Annotated in this window: 16 protein-coding genes; 7 read left to right on the forward strand and 9 right to left on the reverse strand. The window is 61.0% G+C overall.

Features of this window, described 5'->3' with window-relative positions; translation table 11 throughout:
• The first annotated feature begins 94 nt into the window (after positions 1-94).
• From C1926_RS06500 to C1926_RS06515, 4 genes are read left to right on the forward strand one after another with little or no spacing between them, the layout of a single operon-like run.
• A complete protein-coding gene (locus tag C1926_RS06500) occupies positions 95-1600 on the forward strand; it encodes a DNA cytosine methyltransferase (protein WP_108758638.1) in 1506 nt (501 codons plus the stop codon).
• On the forward strand, positions 1566-3242 hold the full coding sequence (locus C1926_RS06505; protein WP_108758639.1) for a hypothetical protein: 1677 nt from the start codon (positions 1566-1568) through the stop codon (positions 3240-3242). Before C1926_RS06500 ends, C1926_RS06505 begins: the two co-directional genes overlap by 35 nt.
• Before the next feature lie 3 nt (positions 3243-3245).
• Positions 3246-4907 (forward strand): DUF2357 domain-containing protein, encoded by a 1662-nt coding sequence (locus tag C1926_RS06510; RefSeq protein ID WP_108758640.1) that lies wholly within the window; start codon positions 3246-3248, stop codon positions 4905-4907.
• Positions 4908-4909: 2 nt separating this feature from the next.
• Entirely contained in the window at positions 4910-5365 is a 456-nt protein-coding gene (locus C1926_RS06515; RefSeq protein ID WP_216822046.1) for a very short patch repair endonuclease, read from the forward strand.
• 321 nt (positions 5366-5686) lie between these two features.
• Here the strand turns inward: C1926_RS06515 and C1926_RS06520 are convergent, their stop codons facing one another.
• From C1926_RS06520 to C1926_RS06550, 7 genes are all read right to left on the reverse strand, one after another.
• A complete protein-coding gene (locus C1926_RS06520; RefSeq protein WP_108758642.1) occupies positions 5687-6055 on the reverse strand; it encodes a hypothetical protein in 369 nt (122 codons plus the stop codon).
• 486 nt (positions 6056-6541) lie between these two features.
• Positions 6542-6757: a hypothetical protein gene (locus tag C1926_RS06525; RefSeq protein WP_174214083.1), complete on the reverse strand. Its 216-nt coding sequence runs from the start codon at positions 6755-6757 to the stop codon at positions 6542-6544.
• Positions 6758-6858: 101 nt separating this feature from the next.
• Positions 6859-7773, reverse strand: coding sequence for a hypothetical protein (locus C1926_RS06530; protein WP_108758644.1), 915 nt, complete (start codon positions 7771-7773; stop codon positions 6859-6861).
• Positions 7774-7982: 209 nt separating this feature from the next.
• Positions 7983-8198: a hypothetical protein gene (locus tag C1926_RS06535; RefSeq protein ID WP_174214084.1), complete on the reverse strand. Its 216-nt coding sequence runs from the start codon at positions 8196-8198 to the stop codon at positions 7983-7985.
• A 41-nt stretch (positions 8199-8239) separates the two neighbouring features.
• On the reverse strand, positions 8240-8653 hold the full coding sequence (locus C1926_RS06540; RefSeq protein WP_108758646.1) for an energy transducer TonB: 414 nt from the start codon (positions 8651-8653) through the stop codon (positions 8240-8242).
• Positions 8654-8807: 154 nt separating this feature from the next.
• Positions 8808-10109 carry an McrC family protein gene (locus tag C1926_RS06545; protein ID WP_108758647.1) on the reverse strand — a complete coding sequence of 434 codons (1302 nt, stop codon included), beginning with the start codon at positions 10107-10109 and terminating at the stop codon, positions 8808-8810.
• Between the two features lie 2 nt (positions 10110-10111).
• Positions 10112-12166, reverse strand: a complete 2055-nt coding sequence (locus C1926_RS06550) for an AAA family ATPase (protein ID WP_108758648.1) — start codon at positions 12164-12166, stop codon at positions 10112-10114.
• Positions 12167-12976: 810 nt separating this feature from the next.
• Here C1926_RS06550 and C1926_RS06555 point away from each other — a divergent pair.
• From C1926_RS06555 to C1926_RS06565, 3 genes are read left to right on the forward strand one after another with little or no spacing between them, the layout of a single operon-like run.
• The gene (locus tag C1926_RS06555) at positions 12977-15223 is read left to right on the forward strand and encodes a hypothetical protein (RefSeq protein WP_108758649.1); all 2247 of its coding nucleotides are present in this window, start codon (positions 12977-12979) and stop codon (positions 15221-15223) included.
• A 12-nt stretch (positions 15224-15235) separates the two neighbouring features.
• A complete protein-coding gene (locus C1926_RS06560) occupies positions 15236-16939 on the forward strand; it encodes a LeoA/HP0731 family dynamin-like GTPase (protein WP_108758650.1) in 1704 nt (567 codons plus the stop codon).
• Entirely contained in the window at positions 16936-17934 is a 999-nt protein-coding gene (locus C1926_RS06565; protein ID WP_108758651.1) for a WYL domain-containing protein, read from the forward strand. The genes C1926_RS06560 and C1926_RS06565 overlap by 4 nt, the downstream gene beginning before the upstream one ends.
• 19 nt (positions 17935-17953) lie before the next feature.
• Here C1926_RS06565 and C1926_RS06570 read toward each other — a convergent pair whose 3' ends face one another.
• On the reverse strand, positions 17954-18601 hold the full coding sequence (locus tag C1926_RS06570; protein WP_108758652.1) for a HEPN domain-containing protein: 648 nt from the start codon (positions 18599-18601) through the stop codon (positions 17954-17956).
• Positions 18602-19093: 492 nt separating this feature from the next.
• Positions 19094-20227, reverse strand: a complete 1134-nt coding sequence (locus C1926_RS06580; protein WP_159095042.1) for a hypothetical protein — start codon at positions 20225-20227, stop codon at positions 19094-19096.
• Positions 20228-20492: the final 265 nt, after the last annotated feature.

Here is a 20492-nt window from a genome sequence, read left to right on the forward strand (position 1 = left end):
CCTGGGTGATTCGGATGGCGGTACAGCGGTTCCTGGACGAACTACATGGCCAGGATATTTTGCCCCTTCGTATGTCGCGTCAAGGATCTGATTCATGAGTAACAACGTAATTCTCCAGAAACTTGAGCGCTTGCGTTCTGGTGCTGCTCCCCGTGTTCTGGATCTTTTCGCTGGATGTGGCGGTATCTCACTTGGGTTTGAAGCTGCCGGCTTCGATCTCCGGGCCGCCGTCGAGTTTGATGCTGATGCCGCACGGTCCCATGGACTGAATTTCCATGAGGGCGCGCCTGAGCACAGTCAGGCCATCGACATCACCAAGACCACGCCGGAAGCGCTTTGCGAAAAATTGCGCCTAGGCAATGTTGAAGATGCGTTCGATATCGTTGTTGGTGGGCCGCCCTGCCAAGCCTTTGCTCGTGTCGGTCGCTCCAAGCTTCGCGAAATTGAAGAGCATCCTGAGGCCTTCATCCATGACCCGCGTGCTCAGCTGTACAAAAAGTATCTCGAGTACGTCGACGCATTTCAGCCGATTGCTGTGCTGATGGAGAACGTCCCAGATATTCTTAATCACGGTGGTCAGAATATCGCAGAGGAGACTTGTGAGGTCCTTGCCGATAAAGGCTACGTTTGCGGGTATACGCTGCTCAACGCGGCGTTCTATGGCGTACCCCAAATGCGTGAGCGAATGTTCCTCATTGCCTATCGCAAAGAACTCAATGTAAATGTTTCCTTCCCTGCCCCAACTAATTGGCTTGTGCTGCCGCCAGGCTACGAGGGGTCGCGTTCAGTGGCTCTGAAAACGCTGCGCAGTCTTGCAGGACAGGCGCATTCCTACATCTCGCCTCCCGTAGCGAGCATGGAGCTGCCTCCTGCCGTGACCGCCGAAGACGCACTCCGCGATCTCCCATCGATCGATGCAAGGCAGTTGCTGGCAACGGGTAAGCTGTCCAGGGGCGCTCGTCGGTTCGATGCAGCCTCTGGGTACGGTCGAAAGAAGCCCTCCGCATACGGCATGCTTATGCGTGAATGGTCGGGCCACGAAGCCCGCACGGATGGCCCTAACGATCACGTCATCCGCTATCTCCCGCGTGACTACGAGCTGTTCGCCCAGATGAACGAGGGAGACCAATATCCCCAGGCACACGCCCATGCGGTGCGAATGTTTGAGGGACGACTCTCCGCTGCCCGCAATGCGGGTGAGAAGATCTCGGATGGCTCCGCAAAGTACAAGGCACTCTGGGATTCAATTGTTCCCCCTTACGACGCAAGCAAATTTCCCAACAAGTGGCGGAAAATCTGGAGAGACCAGCCAGCGCGGACGCTGATGGCTCACCTTGGGAAGGATAGCTATAGTCACATTCACTACGATAGCTCTCAGGCAAGAACAATCTCGGTTCGTGAAGCGGCACGGCTTCAGTCGTTCCCCGATGGTTTTGTCTTCAGCGGTACGATGAATCCCGCATTCAAGCAAATCGGTAACGCGGTTCCTCCCTTAATGGCCAAGGCGTTGGCCTCGCATATCCTCAAGACAATCAGGCCAGAGGCCACGGATAGGGAAGCACAAGATGAGTCTCGTCGAACGGCAGAAGCAATTTCTTGAAGCGGCACAGAAGTATTTTGACACCCCTAAATCCATAAAACCCCGCGAGCTGTTCGGGGTATCCAATGGGGCCAAGATTCTGGAAGGCGGTATTCAAATTGGCGTGGCTAACCTAGATGCTGTTAGGGAAGACACAGATGGCATGATCTTTGGTTGTGTCCTTAAGTTTCCACCCGAAGATGAGGTTTACTTTGCGGTCCTGGTCCGTAAGGACAAGAACAGCCTTCTTTCCCGTTTGAAACGAATGAAGGATCTAGGGGTTGCTGCCAAGTCTCGCGCAGCAGCCGTGGATTCTTCTTCCACCTCGTCTTCGATAGAAGATGAGGATGAAGCGGGCGATTCAGAGTTCAAGTACAGCCACCGTAATAACCTGGTGCCAATCTACTTGGCAGCTGACGGCCGCCTATGGCTCCGCAATTCCGGATTCTGGAACAGCCTGAAAATCGATCTGTCCCCGTTCGGTCCTGCGATCGAACCTGACGAGATCGTTGTAGCGTTGTATCCGCCGGCTGCGTCAGCAAGGCGTAGTCTCCTGGCGCGCGAGTTTATCGGATGGCTCGGCAATCTAGTTGGAACCGAAAAGACGCATGAGCTCGCTGTCTGGTCGGACGTGGCCTCTCTCAGCGAGAGTATGCGTCGTCTGCCGTCATCAATTTCGATTGAGGAAATCGAGAACTCAATAAATCACCTCGGTGGGCACTATCCGAATGGTGAGATAGGGCGCTTCCATGCAGCTTTGAACTTTCTTGAGACTAAGCATTTCGTAATTCTTTCTGGGCTTTCCGGTACCGGAAAAACGCAGCTTGCACTGAAGTATGCGCATGCAGTTCATGGTGTTGATCAGAGTGGTGCCGACGATCCACTTCTGTTTGTGTGTCCTGTTCGCCCGGAGTGGACGGATCCTTCAGGACTTACCGGTTATCACGACGTTCTTAGCAATAGATATGTAGTTCCGCCGTTTCTTGAGGCTGTGCTTGTAGCCATTGCGCACCGTGAATCGCCTGTGTTCGTGATTCTGGACGAGATGAATCTCGCGCGCGTGGAGTATTACTTCTCAGATATCCTTTCGGCTATAGAGACTGGGCGCACTCTCCAGCTTCACTCGAATAGCGTTCCTCTCGAGGGTACAACTGGCACCTCTATTCGCGCAGAAGTGCCGCTTCCGCCCAATCTGTTCATCATTGGAACCATCAATATTGATGAGACGACCAATCCTATCAGTGACAAGGTTTTGGATCGCGCAACAGTAATCGATATGTCTGAAGTGGATGCCGCCGGATTCATAACCTCACTCGTTGGTAGGTACCCTGCTCTCCAAGCCGCAGCGAATTCGACTGGATCAAAACTCCTAGAGGTGCATCGGATCATGCAGGAGAGTGGCCAGGGCTTTGGATACCGCTTGCTTGAGGAGTCTTTGCGGTACCACGCCTACGTAGATATTCATATGCACAGTTCTTCGAGCAAAGTGACAGATGATCTTCTTGTGCAAAAGGTCTTTGTGAAGTTGCGTGGATCAGAAAGGCATCGATCACTGCTCAATGCACTTGAAAAAGTGTGCGAGGGGCTTCCTCGTAGCACTCAGTATCTCAGGCGGTTGAAGGACGATCTGGACGAATTCGGCTCATTCCAGGCTATGCGGTGATTCATGGCGTCGCTATTCATCCGAAGTGACGTTGACGGACAGCGCTGGAGGGTATGGCCGCTTGCCGAGCCGATTCCTCCTGGGGGAGTTCGAGAGGCGGCATCCTACTTCTTTGAGTTGCATGACTGTGAACGAGCGCAGGAGGTGGATCTCTCTATCGACGACGTACCTGCAGAAGCGCTTCGATCCCAGGAGCCTGGTACGGCTAGATGGCGCTGGACACCAGGCTTTCATGCGGGTTCTGTGGAGGTCGTCTTGCGCCTGCCAGGGTCTGCCAGTCAGCGCTTTGAAATAACTACTGACCCTGATCTCAGAAAGCTCACGCGCGATGATTTTGATTCGATGGTTCGTGAAATTCTTGAGGACACATTCTCGCTTTTCTCTCTGAGTTCTTTTCGCAAGGGAATTGCCAAGCAACGAACAGGTCGGCCGCCGCCTTTGGCTAGGCTCCAGTTCCTTCTTTCGCGTGTTGAGGAAGTTATAAAGGCCGTTGAAGAGATCAGTCGCGCTCCCAGGAGTTTTCTTAGGTCTGAGCAGACTAAGGTGCCCTTCTATCGAGTCCGACGAACAACTGGTCCTGAGGTTGCTCGCGCCTTCCGGAGTAGCGCGATCCTGAAAGAGACTCGGCTTCCATCGAGACTGCCAAATTTGCTCAGCGGTCGACTTCCTGCCGAGCTCATTGTCAGGAAACAACGTGCTAGTTCAGACATTACCGAGCACCGGCAGATAAAGGCGTGCCTTGGATCATGGGCTGCGTGGCTTACTGGTGTTTCGGATACGCTTGAAGCCACTTCAGGCAGGCTGGATCGGGATTCCGCAAGCTCATATCGGAGCTGGGCGGTGCGCTCTCGGCGAACCGCAAGGAAGTTGCTTGCCAGTCAGAATTCAGAGTTCTTCAGAGGGGTTGGCATGGATGCACCTGCGCTACAGCTCTCGCCGCTGTTTCGCAGTGCACCCGCATACGTGAAATTCTATCGCCTTTGGCAGGACATGAACTTGGGGCTAGCGGCCCTGTTCGGTGACTTCCTACAAATGCCTCTCGCCAGAACTTACGAGCTCTACGAGCTGTGGTGCTTCCTGAGACTGACCCGAGCGGCCGTAGAAGAGTACGGCGCGGAAGGGGTTGATCTCACCGAGCTATTCACTGGTGACGCCTCCGGTGGGCTGACTCTTGCGTCTGGCGCTGTTTCCGTAGTGATTGGAGATGGCATGGTCGTCAGCTTTCAGAGGCGCTACCGGGAGTACTGGAACGAAACAGATGGAGCAGGTAGTTTCAGTCGAACAATGATTCCGGATGTCGTCCTCGCCCACGTTGATGCTCATGCAGAGTCCGGTAGATCCGTCATCGTGCTTGACGCAAAGTATAGAATTGATGCTGGTCTGAACGAGGCCCTTGGTTCAATTCACACTTATCGCGACGCACTCGTTCGCGAGAGCTCTGATGGTGGAGTCGCTGGCATCGTAAGAGCAGCGTACTTGCTAACGCCGCACGTCCCGCAGTTCGGCGAGGACTACAAGGATGCTGCCGTTCCAGGGCGTCTCTTCCATCCAGGCTACAGAGAGAAGTTCAAGTTCGGAGCAATCACCTTGAGACCGGGAATGCGCTCGGACGAGATGCGGAATGCGTTGCGCATGATAGTTGCGGATTCGACTGGTCAGGCTTGACCGTGGACGTACTTACGCCCGAACAACGACGTCGTAACATGAAAAACGTTCGGGCTCGGGATACTAAGCCGGAGCTGATTGTGAGAAAAGGCTTGCATGCAGCCGGATTCCGCTACAGGCTCCACGGCCGAGATCTTCCTGGTAGTCCTGATCTGATTCTCCCTCGGTATCGGACGGTCATTTTCGTTCATGGGTGCTTTTGGCATGGCCACGATTGCAGTTTATTTAAGATTCCAGAGACTCGTCGAGATTTCTGGCAGAACAAGGTCGCGTTGAATAGAGCTCGAGACCAACGGGCTCATGAAGCTCTTCTACAGTTGGGATGGCGCGTCGTTGTAATATGGGAGTGCAGCCTCAAGGGGAGGGAACGATTGGGCCTGGATGAGATTGTAGGGCTCTGCCGGATTTTTCTGCTGTCTCAAAGTCAGCAGTCGCTCGAAGTTCGCGGCGGCAAGTGAACGACTTTCCATGTCCAATAAGTCGGAGTAGTTCTAGCTCTGCAGGTCGTCGCCTAGCGGATAAGGCCTAATCGCGCGTCTCATCAGCGGCTAGCAGATAGCTGCACTACAACCTCTCCGACGCTGCGCGATAAAGAGTCGACGTAAGCCGCGTGATCCATATAGCCGGAGTCAACTGAGGTCTGCCGGTGGCCCGCATCTCACTGTGCGTACTCGATGATTGTGCGGTAGCGTCGGGCTGGCATGCTACCCATCGCGTGTATCCTATGGAGATAGTATGTAGTGCCGGGGAAAGCCCCGGCGCTACAGTCTTCGGGGTACTTAAACCCGGCCCTGCGCCCGCTCAGTAGCCAGAATGGTCAGCGACAACACCGCCATCAGCAGCCCCTCCATCGAACGGTCGTCCAGGCAATCCCCCCGCGCGCCGTTCTGCCGCGAGCGCTCACCAGCTAGCGCCATCTCCGCCACCGTGCGCAGGCCGCACAGGGCGCAGTCCGCGTCGGCCATCTGCATGCGGCGCCCCAGGCTCAGGTGCAGCTCGGGCCAGGGCTGCCCATCGGCGGCGGCACCTGCGCCAATACGCCGCAGCGTGGCGACAAAGCTGTTGGGATCGGGGAACGGGTCTTCTTCGTGATCGTCGATGGCCGGTTCGGGTTGGATCTTCAGGACGGGGGCTTTCGTTGCGCTCATGGCAATGCTCCATGCAGAAAGACAGCAGGGCCACCCATAAGGTGGCGGGCGATGCGTGGCTCGAAAACCGGTCTATAGCGAATCCGGCGGGCCCGAAGACCCCCACGCACCGCCCGCCATAGAACGCGAACGGATTGTCAGCCGACGCCACCCGAAGGTGACGCCGGCTGACCAGCGCTTACACATCGCTATAGAGCAGCGGGTTTTCGACGCCCGCGCCACCCGTTTGAGGTGGCAGGCCAAGGTTTACTCGCTTGGCAGCGGGATGCCAAGAAACCGAAGTCCGAAGAGGCCGCAAGTGCTGACGCTTACGGCATTGTTGCACGCTGTCCATCGGCCGAATGCTTTGCCGTGCAATGGTTTCCGCCGTTGTTAAGTTGCCACCCGAATGCACCCCAAAATGCCCGGTTTACAAACACTTGTAAGCCCAATTACGACAGTCCCATCGCAGCACCAAAGCGCGAAAGGTGCCGATTGCGACACTACCTAACTGCGAGGAGGAATTCCTGGCCGCGGCCACAGCGCATCATCGCGCTCCAGGTCGTAGTCATTGCCAAACGCCAGTGCCGCATCACGCGGTGGCAGGTCTGCATACAGACGCAGCAACTGCGCATTCATGCCCGCATCGCCGTGATCGATGCCGAACAGATCGCGTAGTTCGTAGTCGAAGGTCTGCAGCCAGGTGGGGTCTATCGGGGTCATGGCCATCCTCACAGAAGGGCAGGGGAGGATGGTGTGGAGATGTCTCATAAGCTGGGATGGCGAACGGCCGGCCATCCCACTCCATCGCCGCTGAACGAGGATCAGAGTCTAGGCCGAACCCTGCGCGTAGCCTCCTCCGAGGCAGCCGGCAGACCCAGTTCGAGAGCACTTTGGCGCCACCGTTGCCGAATGCCGTCATCCGCCTGCTCAGGCCCTGAGGCATCCAGCAACAGTGCGCTGGTCGCACCTGTGTAACGGCAGAGGTTCCTCAGCAATCGCGTGCTGGGGTGCATCTCGAACGAAGAGTCGTCCGGATTGTCGTCAGTGACGCGCGGTTTGTCCTCCTCGCGCGCCAGATCGGCTGCATAGACCAGTGCAGACTCCAGCAACTGACTGCCGCTCATTGCACTGCCGGACCTGCAGGCGACGACCTCCTCCAGCAGTTCCTCCAGGTTGTAGCTTGGGCCGGTGGCCAGAAGGGGGAGCAGGTCTGAGGTCTGCCAGCGATGCGCGGGCGCCGTCACGATGGGCAGCGATGCATTCAGCAACGGATCTCGATCCATGAACGTTGCGCCGTGCGTATCGGTGCCGGGTGGGCCCGCAAGACCCGGACAGATCTCGTTGATGAACAGCGCACCCATGGCCCAACCCTTGCTCGCCAAGCCGTTCTGCCTGTTGAGCTGGTTGTGAAAGCGCGAAAACTTCGGCGGAGGGCGCTTTTTGTCCCATGGCAGGGGCGTGATAAAACCAGGTCGCTTCGCTTCTATACCTACGGCCTTGTAGAACTCGTCTACCTGAATGACCAGGATGGCATCAATGCCATTGGCTATTTCCTGGATCTGGTTAGGCTGGCGCGCCGTGAAGTAGCTGGTGCCACCCTGGGTCTTCCACATGTCGCGCGCGCGGGCCAGCCACGCGGCAACATACGCGCGCTCGTCAGCAATCGATTGCTGGTACAGGTCCACGCGCGTTGCGCAGTCGGCCAGATAGACCACTTTTGGAACCAACGCATGCATGACTACAGCTCCTTCGTAGTAGAGGGTGTGATCCTTCCATTCCGCAGACAGTGTTTCATGACGCGCCAGCCGATAATGTCCGGGCGATCCCTACAGCGAATGTAGGAAAACTCTGAGCCGATCCCAGTCATGTCTCGTAGCCCAAACTGCGGAAGGCCCGCCGTAGCGCCACAGCATCGAAATGCAAAATATCTCGATCGCGACACCACTCAACTATGCATCGCCAATCCCGGCATCGGCCACAGCAACGGCGTGCGGGCCAGATCGTAGTCATTGCCAAACGCCATCGCCGCCTCGCGCGGCTCCAGATCCGCGTAGCAGGTGAGCAGGTACTCATCCATGCCCGCATCGCTGTGGTCCACGGCAAACAGGCCCAGCAAGGCCTCGTCAAACTCTTCAAGCCACGCCGCGTCGATCTTGGTCATGGTCATCCTCCTGGGGCAGGGGAGGATGACGTGGGGGTGTCTCACCGGCTGGGACGGGGCGAGCTGCGGGCAAAGACCACGCGCACGCGAACCCGAACAGACATGGCCTGACCACCTGACGGGGCGGGCTCGAACCGCCATTGCCTGACCGCCGCAAGCGCGGCGCGGTCGAGATCGCGCAGGCGGCTGGAGACGGCGATGGAGACGCTCTGCACCTCCCCATTGCTCGCTACGTCGGCAAACACCACCACCTCCGAAGGGGAGGGGGAGAGGACGTCTGGCGGGATGCGGGGCAGGGGTGCATACAGCGCCTTGGGCACCTGGAATGACGGCCGGCCGGGATTGTCGGCGGCTTCCATCACTACGTGGGTGGAAACGCTTGGGTCCGCAACAGCGGTGGAAACCGGTGTGCCCAGGGCAAACATCAGGGCCAGCGTGTGTTGCCAACGCGCCATTGCAGCTTTCCAGTGAAAGAAACTGAGCGGGAAGAGTGAAGTACCGACTGGGGCAGGGGAGGATGACGTGGGGGTGTCTCACGGGCTGGGACGGGGCGAGCTGCGGGCAAAGACCCGACTAACCCGGCCCCGAAACGGCCTGGCCGACATCCCCTCAGCCGCCACCACCCCCGGGCCACACCCAGCCTTCAGGCAGCACCAGCTCGCTGCGCTCCAGGCAGAACGGCAGCACCCACAACTGCAACCCTTCACTGGAGGGGAAGTCGAACACCGGCAGCGGCTGATCGAACTGATCGGTACGCGGGTAGATCAGCACAACAGCCCCCTGGCCGCCCAGATAGCTGCGGCCGTAGGCATGCAGCTGATAGAAGTCGCCCTGGCTGAGGTCATACCTGCGCGGTCCGCCTTCCTCCGTCGAATCCAGCAGCTTCCACTTGGTGTCCATCACCAGCACGTCGGTCCCCTGGCGGCTGACCACCAGATCCGGGCGCAATTGGAACCAGTGGGCGCCTTCATGCCGTACCAGGTGGTGGCGCTTTGCCTGCGCATGCAGCCGGAAGGGGCCGGGCAGCTGCTTGTGCAGATGGTGGGCAACGTACGCCTCGAACAGCTTTTCCATGGGGAACAGCAGCGAGGGTGCCTGCTGGTCGCCAATGGCCGAGGTGGGCGTGAAGTCCCTCAGCACCATGCCCGCCCAGTCCAGCGCATCGCGGTAGCTGCGCATGTTGCGATCCAGCTGCACGCGCTGGAAGTCCTTTTCCGGGTCCTGGCTGACCGGTACATCGGTGAATGCAAACGCCAGCTCTCGGGCCAGCCGCTGATGATCTGCATCGCGCGAAACACCCAGCACCTTTCGCAGCGCCGCATGGATCAGGCGATTCTCGGGCCGGTCTGCGCTGAACTCGTCGTGCGCGGTGTGGAAGCGATCAGCGCGTGTCAGGTTGCGGCGGAGCTGCTGCGAGACCAGCAGCTTCCCACGCAGCGTAGGCAGATCATCCTCGCGTAGCTGGTAGGTGCTCCTCAGCCCGCCCCGCGTGACCGCCACCACCGCCCGCAGGAATTCGCCGATGAATACCTCCAGCATCGGCATGCGGTCGGCCGCAAGGTGTGCGCTGTTGAACCGCAGGCGCGAGATATGCGGCTGGCAACGCAGCATCTTCAACAGGAGGGCGCGCGCCTCCCCGGTGCCGGCTGCCCGTGCCCGGCCAACCTTGGGGAGGATCTCGATGAGGGTACCGCCAGGTGCGGCCACGACGCCCACGTAGCTGGTGACCTGCACGCCGCGGCGGCTGCGGCGCACCCAGGGCATCTGCTTGCCACCCACCAGCGCGATGGACTGCGCTTCCAGCCACGCGTACAGCTCGGGCGACACCACGCGGACGTTGCTGGGCGCAGGGCCCAGCAACGGTGCGGGCACGAGCACATCGTACTCGTGCAGCGTAAGGGAAGTCGCCACGTTTACGCGTGACCCAGCAGCGAGGCGTAGATGCGGACGTAGGCTTCCGGATCCAGCAGGACGCGGGTATTGCGGGTGTAGCGGGCGCGAACGCCGTGCGATTCGCCCACGGATCCTTCGCCGAAGAGGCGCGTCAGTGATTCGTCCTCGTCGCTGGATTCCTGCACGAACTGCAGATCTCTCGGCTTCTGGTTGTCGCCCAGCACGTGGCGGATCTTCTGCCAGTCATCGAAGAAGTACTCTTCCAGCAGCGGCAGGATCTGCTTGTCGAAGATCTTGCCCAGCTTGGCCATGCGCGCGATGCCATCTTCGTAGTCCTTCAGCTCGGTGAAGTACGAGTGGCCGATCAGATGGTCGCGATCGTACAGCGCTTCAATACGCTGGTTGATGGCCGACAGCATGTTGGGAATGTGGATGCAGGCACCCTTGGTGTTGACCCGCAGGCCCGCCAATGGGGCTACGCCCTCATCGGAGGTGTTGGGCAGCACTTCCTCGAACTCGAACCGGCGGCGCAGGGCCGTGTCCAGCAGCGCAAGCGATCGGTCGGCGGTGTTCATGGTGCCGATGATGCTGACGTTGGCGGGCACCGAGAACGACTCCTGGGAGTAGGGCAGTACGACGGCATGGCAGCCCTCCCTGCCAGTGCGCTTGTCCAGCTCGATCAGCGTGATGAGCTCGCCGAAGATCTTGCTGATGTTGCCGCGGTTGATCTCGTCAATGACGATGGCGAACATCTCGTCCGGGAAGCGGCGCGCACGCTCGCACAGCTGCTTGAAAACACCTGGGCGGATCTCGTAACGGACATTGCCCTGGTCGTTGCCTGCGTCGATGACCGGGCGCAGGCCTTCTACGAACTCTTCGTAGCCATAGGACTGGTGGAAGGTAACGAAGCTGAAGCGCTCGGCCGGGCCTTCGGCGAAGGAGGCATCTTCTTCGTCGGCAGTGAAGAACTCCTTGAGCACAGCGCCAAGGCCATGGGTCTTTCCGGTGCCGGGCGGGCCGAAATAGATGCGGTTGATGGCCAGCTCGGTGGCTACCGCTTTGCGGGGCCTGGCGTGCGGATCCGCGCCGTGGCTGGCAGCCGTTTCGGGGGCGCCCTCGTCCGTATCGAGGTCGTCGCCCACCTGGGCGGGCCACAAGCCGCCCCGTCCGTCGTCCGTGCGAACGAGATCCTCGAGAATCTCCTCGTCTGCATTCAATGCCGCTTCGATGCGGTCGACGATCTCTTCGGTGATGGGCTCTCTCACGAACCGGGCAATGCTTTCCAGTTCCGGGCGCCACGTTACCTGGCACGTGCGCGTGCCGCGTACCGCGCCGACCACAGCCACGGCGCGCCCGCTGTTGGGATTCTTACGGCCAAAGCGCAGATGCAGGCGCGTACCCGCAAACCACCAGTCCATGTCGGCCTCGTGGACCAGGCGGGCAAGGCGGCAGAACTGCGCGGTTTCCTGCGCGGACCAGCCGCTGCGCAGCTTCCGGAAGGCCTCGCTGATGTCAAAGTGCTTCAGTACCGCGTCTGCTTCCACATGGCCTGAAAGGCCGATGCGCTGGGCCACCTCGTCATAACTGATCTCGAAGCGCTCGATCGCCTGGATGCTCCATGCGGTCAGCTCGTCCAGGGTCATGGCAAGGCCTTCCTCGATCGGCAGCACGGCCACGAAGGGGCGTGCGGTGCCCGCGTCACGCAGGGCGCGATAGGCATCGCGCACCGGGTTCCCGTCGTGCAGCATCACCGTATCGATCTTGACGACAAAGCCCTCGCTGCCATTCAGGCCGACCGTGTAGGCCAGCGACGAGGGAGAGTCGGGCTCGGGATAGATCTTCGCCCAGTTGTAGGAGGCGAAGGTGTTGCCCTGGGTGGTCGGGCGGCGGCGGATGCTGAGCCGGCCGGAGGGGAACCGGGCCTGTTGGAGCTGCGTGGCCCACTCGAGCGTCACGTTGTACGCGTCGCGCAGCGTCTGGTAGCCGCGCTGCAGCCTGGGGTTGGCAGGATCATGCCGGGTACCGCCCAGTGTCTGCAGAAGATTGAAGTGTTCGTGGGTATAGAACTGGGACATTGAGGCTTCCGTCTCGTGGGTATGCGGGCAGAATCATTCCGACCCGATGTGGTTGTGGCACCCAATGCTGGGCGGCCACGGCTGCAGAAACTTTAGCGTTTTGAGCCTACGTTTCTGGGACAGTGATTTGCAGCGCGGCCTGGCAATTTTCTGATTCGTTGTAGATTCCCGAGCAGTGCCTCGTTGCTAGACTTCTGGCCATTGGCGGTGCAGAACGTGAGTCGGGAAATTGACGCGACACGAGATGTCGCATCGCTTGGGAGTATGGATTCCATCTTCCATACCGAGGCAGTTCGGCATGACCTTCATTCGACGCTCCGTGTTCCAGGCCGTCGCCATTCTGGCGTTGGCGGGATGGCTGGCGCTGTTCCATCGGCTGCCCTGAGGGCTGCAGAAGAAGGCGGTGTCGGCCGGGTGCGTGGGTGACCTGTTTACACCGGGCGGTCTGTGCCTATACTCCGCTTCGGCTGCGACAAACTGTGACGCAGTTCGCACGATTTAGGCCATGCATGGATGCAGGAGAAGACGACGAGGATGTTGTGCCCATCACGCCATTACCCCGCACCCGCCGGCAATGCCTGCCCGTGCCTGCGTTGGCGCAAGCCCCTCGATAACCCCACCGCCCTGCCAGCTGCAAGCCACGCTTGCCAGTGTTGCTTCGGCAATGCGCGCGCGCCGGGGATGACCTTTCAGACACACGCCCCACAGGGCCTTTGACACCACCCGGCTGAGTACAGCCAGCGAACCAGGAACAGGGGGAAAACATGAGCAGCCAGAGTGACCGCAACATGCCAGCAGCGCGGGTGAACCATGCGCGCCAGTGATGTGGGGGTAGTGGGGGTAGCCGATCTTGATGCCGGTTCGCCGGAGCAGATCTACAGCTATGTGACCAACGGCGTTCGGGATGTGATCCACGCGTTGGAGACGCAGGCTGCCGATGCGGACGATGAACCGGTGCAGAGCGAGATCCTCGCAGCGCTCAGCCTGATGCAGGCCCGTGTGGCCGGCAAGCAGGAGGAGCTCCGCGCCGCCGCTGACTGGAAGGACTTCACTGTCGCGTTGTATGGCGAAACGAATGCGGGCAAGTCCACCATCATCGAATCGCTGCGGATCCATCTGGGCGAAGCGGAGAAGCGTGCGCAGCGCGGCCGCTACGACGCGCTGATGGCATCGCACGGGCTGGACGAGGAATCGATCGAGGCCTCGCGCCGGTCGATCACCCGCGCCAGCGACTCGGCGGCCGCTGCCTTGCAGCGTGGCACGGAACTGGAAACGCAGGCGCAGAGCGAACTGCAGGCGCTCGAGCGCGAACTGGACGAGCAGAAGCAGGCCGTGGCCCTTGCTGCCGCCAGCCGCACGTGGTGGCAGCGGATGCTGGGCAGGTTCAAGCGCGACCCCCAGACGGCCGCGACGGCCGCCCTGCAGGCGCGCCTGGATGATCTCCGCACGCGCCAGGCGCAGGAGCGCCAGCAGCTTGAAAAGGAGAAGGCGGCCGCCGACGCCGCACTGGCCAGTGCCGAGAATGAGCTGGGCCGTCGCCTGCGCTCGTTGCCGTTGCTGGTGGAACACGCTGACGGCGCGATCATCGGCGATGGCCGCCCTGACTTCACCCGCGAAACGCAGCGCTATGTGTTCGACAACGGCGGTGCGCCGATCGTCCTGCTGGACGTGCCGGGCATCGAAGGCGGCGAAGCCGGCGTAAAGGCGCACATCGACCGTGCCGTGCAGACGGCGCACGCCGTGTTCTATGTCACTGGCAAGGCGGCACGCCCGCAGCACGGCGACAAGGAAGACGGCACGCTGGAGAAGATCAAGCGCCACCTGGGGCCGCAGACCGAGGTCTGGGCGGTGTTCAACAAGCGCGTGACCGCCGCGGTGCCGCTGCGAAAGCCGGCAGGCCTGTTTGCCACCGATGCCGATGGCATCGCCGATCTGGACACGGGCCTGCGCGAAGCGCTGGCGGGCAACTACAAGGGCGTGCTGCCGGTCAGTGCCTATCCGGCCTTCCTGGCCCTTGCAGACCGCCTGCCGCCGCCGGAGGCACTGGCCGACGCTGCGCAGGACCGGCGCGGGGCGCGGGCGAAGTTCCTTGCCGAGTTCGAGGCTGACGAGCTGCTGGACAAGACCGGCTTTGCCGCAATGGCAAGCCACCTTGCCAGCATGGCAATGGATGCGCCGCGCAAGATCCGCCAGGCCAACGTGTTCAAGGCGAACCAGTCGCTGCGCACCGTGGTGGAAGAGCTGGATCTCCACGCCACCAGCCTGGAAACCCACGCGCGCAAGGTGGTCACCGAGACCAAGGCCGCACAGGGGCAGGTGGACATGGCCGCAACGCGCCTGCGTTCAAGCCTTCGCAGTGACGCCTCTGATGCGCTGCGGACGTTTGAGACGAGCGTGCGCCAGGAGGTTTACGGGCAGATCAATGATGGCCTTTCCAACGATGCGCTGAAGGAACGCCTGCAGGCGAGCATGACCCGCAATGCGACGGCTCTGCAGGAGCATTTGGGCCAGGCGTCGCGCAAGTCGATGGAAACGTTCCATGACTCGATCGCCAAGACCACCGAGCGCTTCCAGAAGCACCTGAAGGACCTGGGTGAGCTTGCAAACAAGCAGATGCGCGGCGTGCAGGATACGGGCTTCTCGCTGGATCTGAAGATTGATAACGGCATCAGCGTCATAGGACTCGCCGCTTCTGCTGTCAGCGGCGTGTTACTGCTGCTCGGCGGACCGGCAGGCTGGGTATTCCTCACGCTGGGCGCGCTTGGCGTCGTGATCAGTGTGGTCAAGGCGGCGATGGGCTTCCTGAGCGAAGACTACAAGAAGGCCCAGCAGCGCAAGGCGGTGGACGAGAACCTCGAGAAGGCCCGTGCCTCGCTGAAGGACGACCTGGAGAAGAGCGAGCGCGCGGTGATGGAAGCGCTCGAAACCGCCTGCACCGAGGCCAAGGCGCGGCTGGGGCTTCCGCAGAAGGACATCAAGGCGAAGGCCGCCGTGCTGCGGCTTTCCACCACACGACTGGACGCGCTCAGCGCCCGGATCGACACCACACTGGCTTGAGGGGGCATCACCATGGATAACACGCTTGAACGATTCAAGGCGCAGCAGGAACGCGCTGCAGGGATGTTGCGGGAGCTGCTTGAGTTCCTGAAGGCCGGCGCCGATTTTGGCGTGACGATGGACGATGCATTCGAGCACAAGCTCGAATCCGCCATTGGCGCGGTGACCGGCGAACGGCTGAAAGTGGCGCTGGTGGGCGGGTTCTCGGAAGGCAAGACGTCCATCGCCGCTGCGTGGATGAACCGGCTGGACCGCCAGGGCATGAAGATCTCGCAGGCGGAGTCGACCGACCACGTGCTGGAGTATCCGGTGGGCGACGATCTGCTGCTGGTGGACACTCCCGGGCTGTTCGGCGAGCGCGAGATCGACGGTGAAACCTACAGGGAACTCACCCGCAAGTACGTCAGCGAAGCCAATCTCGTCCTGTACGTGATGGACCCGACCAACCCGATCAAGGAGAGCCACAAGACGGAACTGAGCTGGCTGTTCCGCGACCTGGCGCTGCTGTCGCGCACGGTGTTCGTGCTCAGCCGCTTCGACGCGGTGGCCGACCTCGAGGACGAGGACGAGTACCAGCGCCTGCTGGAAGTGAAGCGGAGCGCCGTGCGACAGCGCCTGGTGGAGCTGATCGGGCTCTCGTCGGCAGAGGCTGAAGCACTGAGCATCGTGGCCGTGTCGGCCAACCCGTATGACCAGGGCATCGACTACTGGCTGGCGAATCAGGACGAGCACCGCAAGCTCTCGCGCATTCCCTCGCTGCAGCAGGCAACCGTGGACCGCATCCAGTCCAGTGGTGGCACCGAGCGGCTGGTGGCCGACACGCGTACCGCCATCATTGCCGACGTGCTGAACAAGCACCTCCCGATCGCCGTCGAGCGCGGGGTGCTGATCAGCGCGGAACTGGAGCGCATGACCGACACGGTCCAGGACCTGTCCGGGCAGGTGACTCTCGCCACGCAGCAGGCGGAGGATGCGAAGGGCCAGATCCGCCGTTTCCTGGGGCAGTACTTCGCCGATCTGATCCTGCAGGCGCGAGGCGCGGACATGCAGACCTGGCCGACCTTCTTCGAGCGTGAAGTCGGGGCGGAAGGCATCATCATCCGCATGCGCCTGCAGGAGGAATACGCCAAGTCGCTGCGCACCGCCAAGCTTAACCTGGAGGCCGTGCAGGGCAGCTTCGTGGACGAGATCAATCACTTCAACACGGTGGTCTCTTCCATGGGCCAGCAGGGCGTCAAGTACCTGCTGGATGCCAAGCTGGTGAACAACAAATCCATCCTGATGATGCGCGACGGTGTTGTGTCGGCGGGCAAGATGGTCGGCTTCGACCTGGGCAAGAACCTGAAGTTCGCACCGTGGGGCGCGCACAAGCTGGCCGGCGGCGTGAATGGTGCGCTCGCAGGCTTGGGCATCGCGATGGAAGTGTGGGATTCCTACCAGAAGATCGAGAAGGAAAAGAAGTTCAAGGCGGGCGTGGAAGAGTTCGTGGCAACGCTGGAGGCCCAGCGCAAGTCGCTGAACGATGAGCTTGATGGGGTTGGCAGCGATAGTCAGTTCGTCCGTACCTACTTCCCGGATCTGCGCGAGCTCCAGGACATGCTGGCCTCGCTGAAGGCTGCACTGCAGGACATGTCGACGAAGAAGGTACGCTTCGACGGCTGGCACCAGAAGGCGGACGTGCTGAAGGGCGAATACAAACGGCTGCGTGCGGGATGAGCACGGCCACCCATGACGCGCTCGCGCGCCAGTGGGAGATGCTGCGGATGATCCGGCCCGCACCGTGGAAGATCACGGTGCGGGAGCTGAGGGAGCGGTTGGCGGTGGAGGGATTCACCACCACCAGCCGCACCATCGAGCGCGACCTGAAGGAGCTCTCCGAACGCTTTCCGCTGGCATCGGACGAATCAAGCCGCCCCTATGGATGGAGCTGGGCACGGGATGCCAACTTCGCCTTTGGTGCACGCCTGACGACTTCGCAGGCAGTGACGCTGCTGTCGGCACGCATGCATCTGCGCAATCTGCTGCCTCGCCTGGCCATGGCCGATCTCTGGCCGCTGTTTGACATGGCAGAGCGCGAGCTGGCCACGAGCGGTTGGCACGACTGGCACCGTCGCACGGCGATCATGCCGTCGGGCATGCCGTTGATTGCGCCGCTGGTTGAGCCGGCGGTACTGGAAGCCGTGCATTCCGCGCTCGGCCTGGGGCGATGCCTGGAAGGCGCGTACCAGTCGCGGGCGGCAGGCGAGGCCAAGCGGATGAAGATCCATCCGCTGGGTCTGGTCATGCGCGGTGCGGCGCAGTACCTGATCTGTACGCTTCGCGACTACGGCGACATCCGCAAGCTGGCGTTGCACCGCCTCAGCGACCTGTCCGTGACGGCGGAAGACTGCCAGCGGCCGGAGGGATTCAACCTGCAGGACTATGTGGCCCACGAGGGCCCCAAGTACCGGCCCGCCGGTCCGCTGAAGCTGAAGGCCCGCTTTGCCGCCGAAGCCGCGGCGCATCTTCGGGATACGCCGTTGTCGGCCGACCAGCAGATTACCGGCGACGAGGGTGGCGCGGATGTCGAGCTCACAGCGACGGTCGAGGATGACCAGACGCTGCGCTGGTGGCTTCTGGGATTCGGCAGCCGGGTTGAAGTGCTGGAGCCGGCTGAGCTGCGCGCCGAGATTGCGGACCAGGTGAACGCAGCAGCTCATCGGTACAGCTGAAGCATGTGACGGCTGCCGGTTACCCCGGCAGCATCGGGTAGGCCACCTCGCCCAGCTCCGGCGCGCCATCCTGCAGCATCAACTGCAGGATGGCCGGCACCAGTTGGCCCAGGATGGCGGCACCGTCGCGCAGCTGTGCGCGGTTGGCCTGGCTGTCCCAGGTGGCCCCGCCATGCACCAGCTGGTTGCGCAGCACATACAGGCGGTCCAGCACGATGGAGAGCACGACCTCGGTGCGCCGCTCAACGACGGCCTGCAGCGCCGAGCGCTGATCCGTGGCGAAGCGCTCCGCCCAGCGGTTGCTGCTGTCGTGTTCGCGCAGCGCCTTCCAGAACCATGCGTACACGAAACGGTTTCCAATAAGCGTGCGGATGGGCCCGGGAAACTGCTTGAACAGGATGTCCTGCAGGCTGCCCTGCCGGTCATGTGCCAGCAGTGCCTCGAAGAACCTGCGCAGCTGTTCGCGCTCGGCGTTCTCGAAGCCGAATTCCTGAGCATAGGCTGCGTTGAGCGCAATCCACAGAAACAGGAAACGGGCATCCGTATCCTGGTCTTCCTGTTCAGCGCGGTTGAGCCAACTGATGGCGCGGTGCAGGCGCACGCGCGTGGAATCCGGCTGCGCATCGCGGACAAGGCGATGCGCTTCCTTCAGAGCAGTTGAATCCATGTTTCCCCCTGTTATCGCCACCATTATGCGGGGCGATCGTGGCAGGGGAACTACTCCAGACGTCGTGCCCTGCGCCATGCCTCGGGCAGCCCCTGCCAGAGGGTGTCGAGCGCGTTTGCATTGCCGCACTCCAGTGCGGTCGAACGGCACTCGGGGCAGCTGCGGAACCAGGTAAGCCCCTCGATGCGGACGTCGCCGGTGGGCGGCGTGACGCGCTTCCAGCCGCAGTCCTTGCAGTGATACGTCAACTTCTGTGCTCGGCCCCACATGGTCAGCCGGGCCTCAGTCATCTACGCCAACGTGCTGCTGTTCCACCAGCCAGCGGCCCAGTCCATACAGGGCGAAGCCGTAAACCACCGTTGCACCAATGATCTTGAACATGGAATTCCTTTCGTGGGTGGGTAGCTGGGGCATCCGTGCCCCGTGTCGATCCGTCGTTGTTCATTGTGCGGAGCGCTGCGACAGGCTGCGTCGCGTGATTCTGGTTGAAGGTCAGCTTTGTGGGGCTCCCGGCGCAGCTGGGGCAGGGGAGGCTTTGGCCGCTGTGCCCTTCGGAGCGCACTCGACGAACTTCGAAACCCGGTCGCTTGGAATGGTTCCAATGCCATTCGATTCGCTCTTCAGCCGAACGTAGTACCGCGAGGAGGTGGCCGCGCGCATCCTCAGCTCCTTCGTGATCTGCTGGGACTTGTCACCAGGATCAATGAAGCTGCCGAAATCTGACTTGTCGCCAGTGACCACCAGGCGCAGGCAATTCATACCGCCTGACGCGCTGTTGGAAACTACCCGCCCGGCCAACCAGCCTCCGGTTGGGGGAAAGATGCAGACGACGGCAATTATGATCAAACTTGCACGGAAGGCTCTCTCGACAATCTTGCCGTCCTTGCTGCCTGCTTCGATCAGCCGGAGCAACACAACTTGTACCAGCGCCATCATTCCCATTGAGAGCAGAAGCAACAGAAAGATCCAAACGGCGTTCTCGATGTGGGTTGACCGTTCCAGCACGCCCTTCATGACGAACAGCGCCAGCATCATCTGAATCAGGTTTGAGGCAATGGAAGACCAGGTTCGCTCAGCCCAATGGCGAATCTTGCGGTCGGGGTCCGGCCAGAAGGCGAAGACAGTGAACACGCCGCCTGCCAGGATAATGGCAACCGGAATACCCCATTTGTCGTTGCCAGGATAGGCCGCCAGTAGCATGACTGAGATCGCAAGTATCGCTCCAGGTAGCATGAGCCTCAGGATCCACTTAGCGATGTTGGCGACCATATTCTCCGAGAGCTTCAGCACATTTAAGCTGCCATCGCTTGCCGTCTGTGCTTCCTCGAACATCACCATGAGTGGCATGAGTGCAAAAGCAAACAGCGCCAGAGTGATCACGCAGATCATGACCAGCAGCGACGGCAAACCTGAAATGACATCAGATGAGAGAACGCTGAGTGGAATGTGCTCGGATTGAAGGTAACAAGACAGGCTGACGCTGGGCAGGGCAATGGACGCTGCGGTGAGCTTCACTGGATGCTTCTCGGCCCACGAAAATGCTTCAGCGAGCTGCTGAGTCCAGAGACGGGGTGCTGCATCGGAGTTCGGGGTGGGGTTGGGTGAAGATTGCGGTTCATCCGTCATGGCGCGTCCTTTCAAGAGTTCATAGGGCGAATCTGTGCCGAGCTGCGCAGGGGCGCAGCTTCAGGAACAAGATCGACCGTCACCGGCAAATTGTTAGCGATGGGTTTGCAGCGGGCAGCGCGGGCTGTGGGCCACGGTTCACCAGCGCAGGCCGCAGGCACCCGCTGGCATCTGGCACGCCCCTCCACGCCGCCCACCTGCTACCATTCCCCCGCTACCCAGCCAGCCCACCCTGCGCAGACAGTTGCAGGGCGGGCCGTCGCAG

The organism is Stenotrophomonas sp. ZAC14A_NAIMI4_1, assembly GCF_003086915.1.
Taxonomy (GTDB): Bacteria; Pseudomonadota; Gammaproteobacteria; order Xanthomonadales; family Xanthomonadaceae; genus Stenotrophomonas.

Excerpts from the sequence above, each read along its gene's own strand:
- C1926_RS06500 (WP_108758638.1), top strand. The coding sequence starts at position 95 with ATGAGTAACAACGTAATTCTCCAGAAACTTGAGCGCTTGCGTTCTGGT.
- C1926_RS06505 (WP_108758639.1), top strand. The coding sequence starts at position 1,566 with ATGAGTCTCGTCGAACGGCAGAAGCAATTTCTTGAAGCGGCACAGAAG.
- C1926_RS06510 (WP_108758640.1), top strand. The coding sequence starts at position 3,246 with ATGGCGTCGCTATTCATCCGAAGTGACGTTGACGGACAGCGCTGGAGG.
- C1926_RS06520 (WP_108758642.1), bottom strand. The coding sequence starts at position 6,055 with ATGAGCGCAACGAAAGCCCCCGTCCTGAAGATCCAACCCGAACCGGCC.
- C1926_RS06525 (WP_174214083.1), bottom strand. The coding sequence starts at position 6,757 with ATGACCCCGATAGACCCCACCTGGCTGCAGACCTTCGACTACGAACTA.
- C1926_RS06530 (WP_108758644.1), bottom strand. The coding sequence starts at position 7,773 with ATGCATGCGTTGGTTCCAAAAGTGGTCTATCTGGCCGACTGCGCAACG.
- C1926_RS06535 (WP_174214084.1), bottom strand. The coding sequence starts at position 8,198 with ATGACCAAGATCGACGCGGCGTGGCTTGAAGAGTTTGACGAGGCCTTG.
- C1926_RS06540 (WP_108758646.1), bottom strand. The coding sequence starts at position 8,653 with ATGGCGCGTTGGCAACACACGCTGGCCCTGATGTTTGCCCTGGGCACA.
- C1926_RS06550 (WP_108758648.1), bottom strand. The coding sequence starts at position 12,166 with ATGTCCCAGTTCTATACCCACGAACACTTCAATCTTCTGCAGACACTG.
- C1926_RS06555 (WP_108758649.1), top strand. The coding sequence starts at position 12,977 with ATGCGCGCCAGTGATGTGGGGGTAGTGGGGGTAGCCGATCTTGATGCC.
- C1926_RS06560 (WP_108758650.1), top strand. The coding sequence starts at position 15,236 with ATGGATAACACGCTTGAACGATTCAAGGCGCAGCAGGAACGCGCTGCA.
- C1926_RS06565 (WP_108758651.1), top strand. The coding sequence starts at position 16,936 with ATGAGCACGGCCACCCATGACGCGCTCGCGCGCCAGTGGGAGATGCTG.
- C1926_RS06570 (WP_108758652.1), bottom strand. The coding sequence starts at position 18,601 with ATGGATTCAACTGCTCTGAAGGAAGCGCATCGCCTTGTCCGCGATGCG.
- C1926_RS06580 (WP_159095042.1), bottom strand. The coding sequence starts at position 20,227 with ATGACGGATGAACCGCAATCTTCACCCAACCCCACCCCGAACTCCGAT.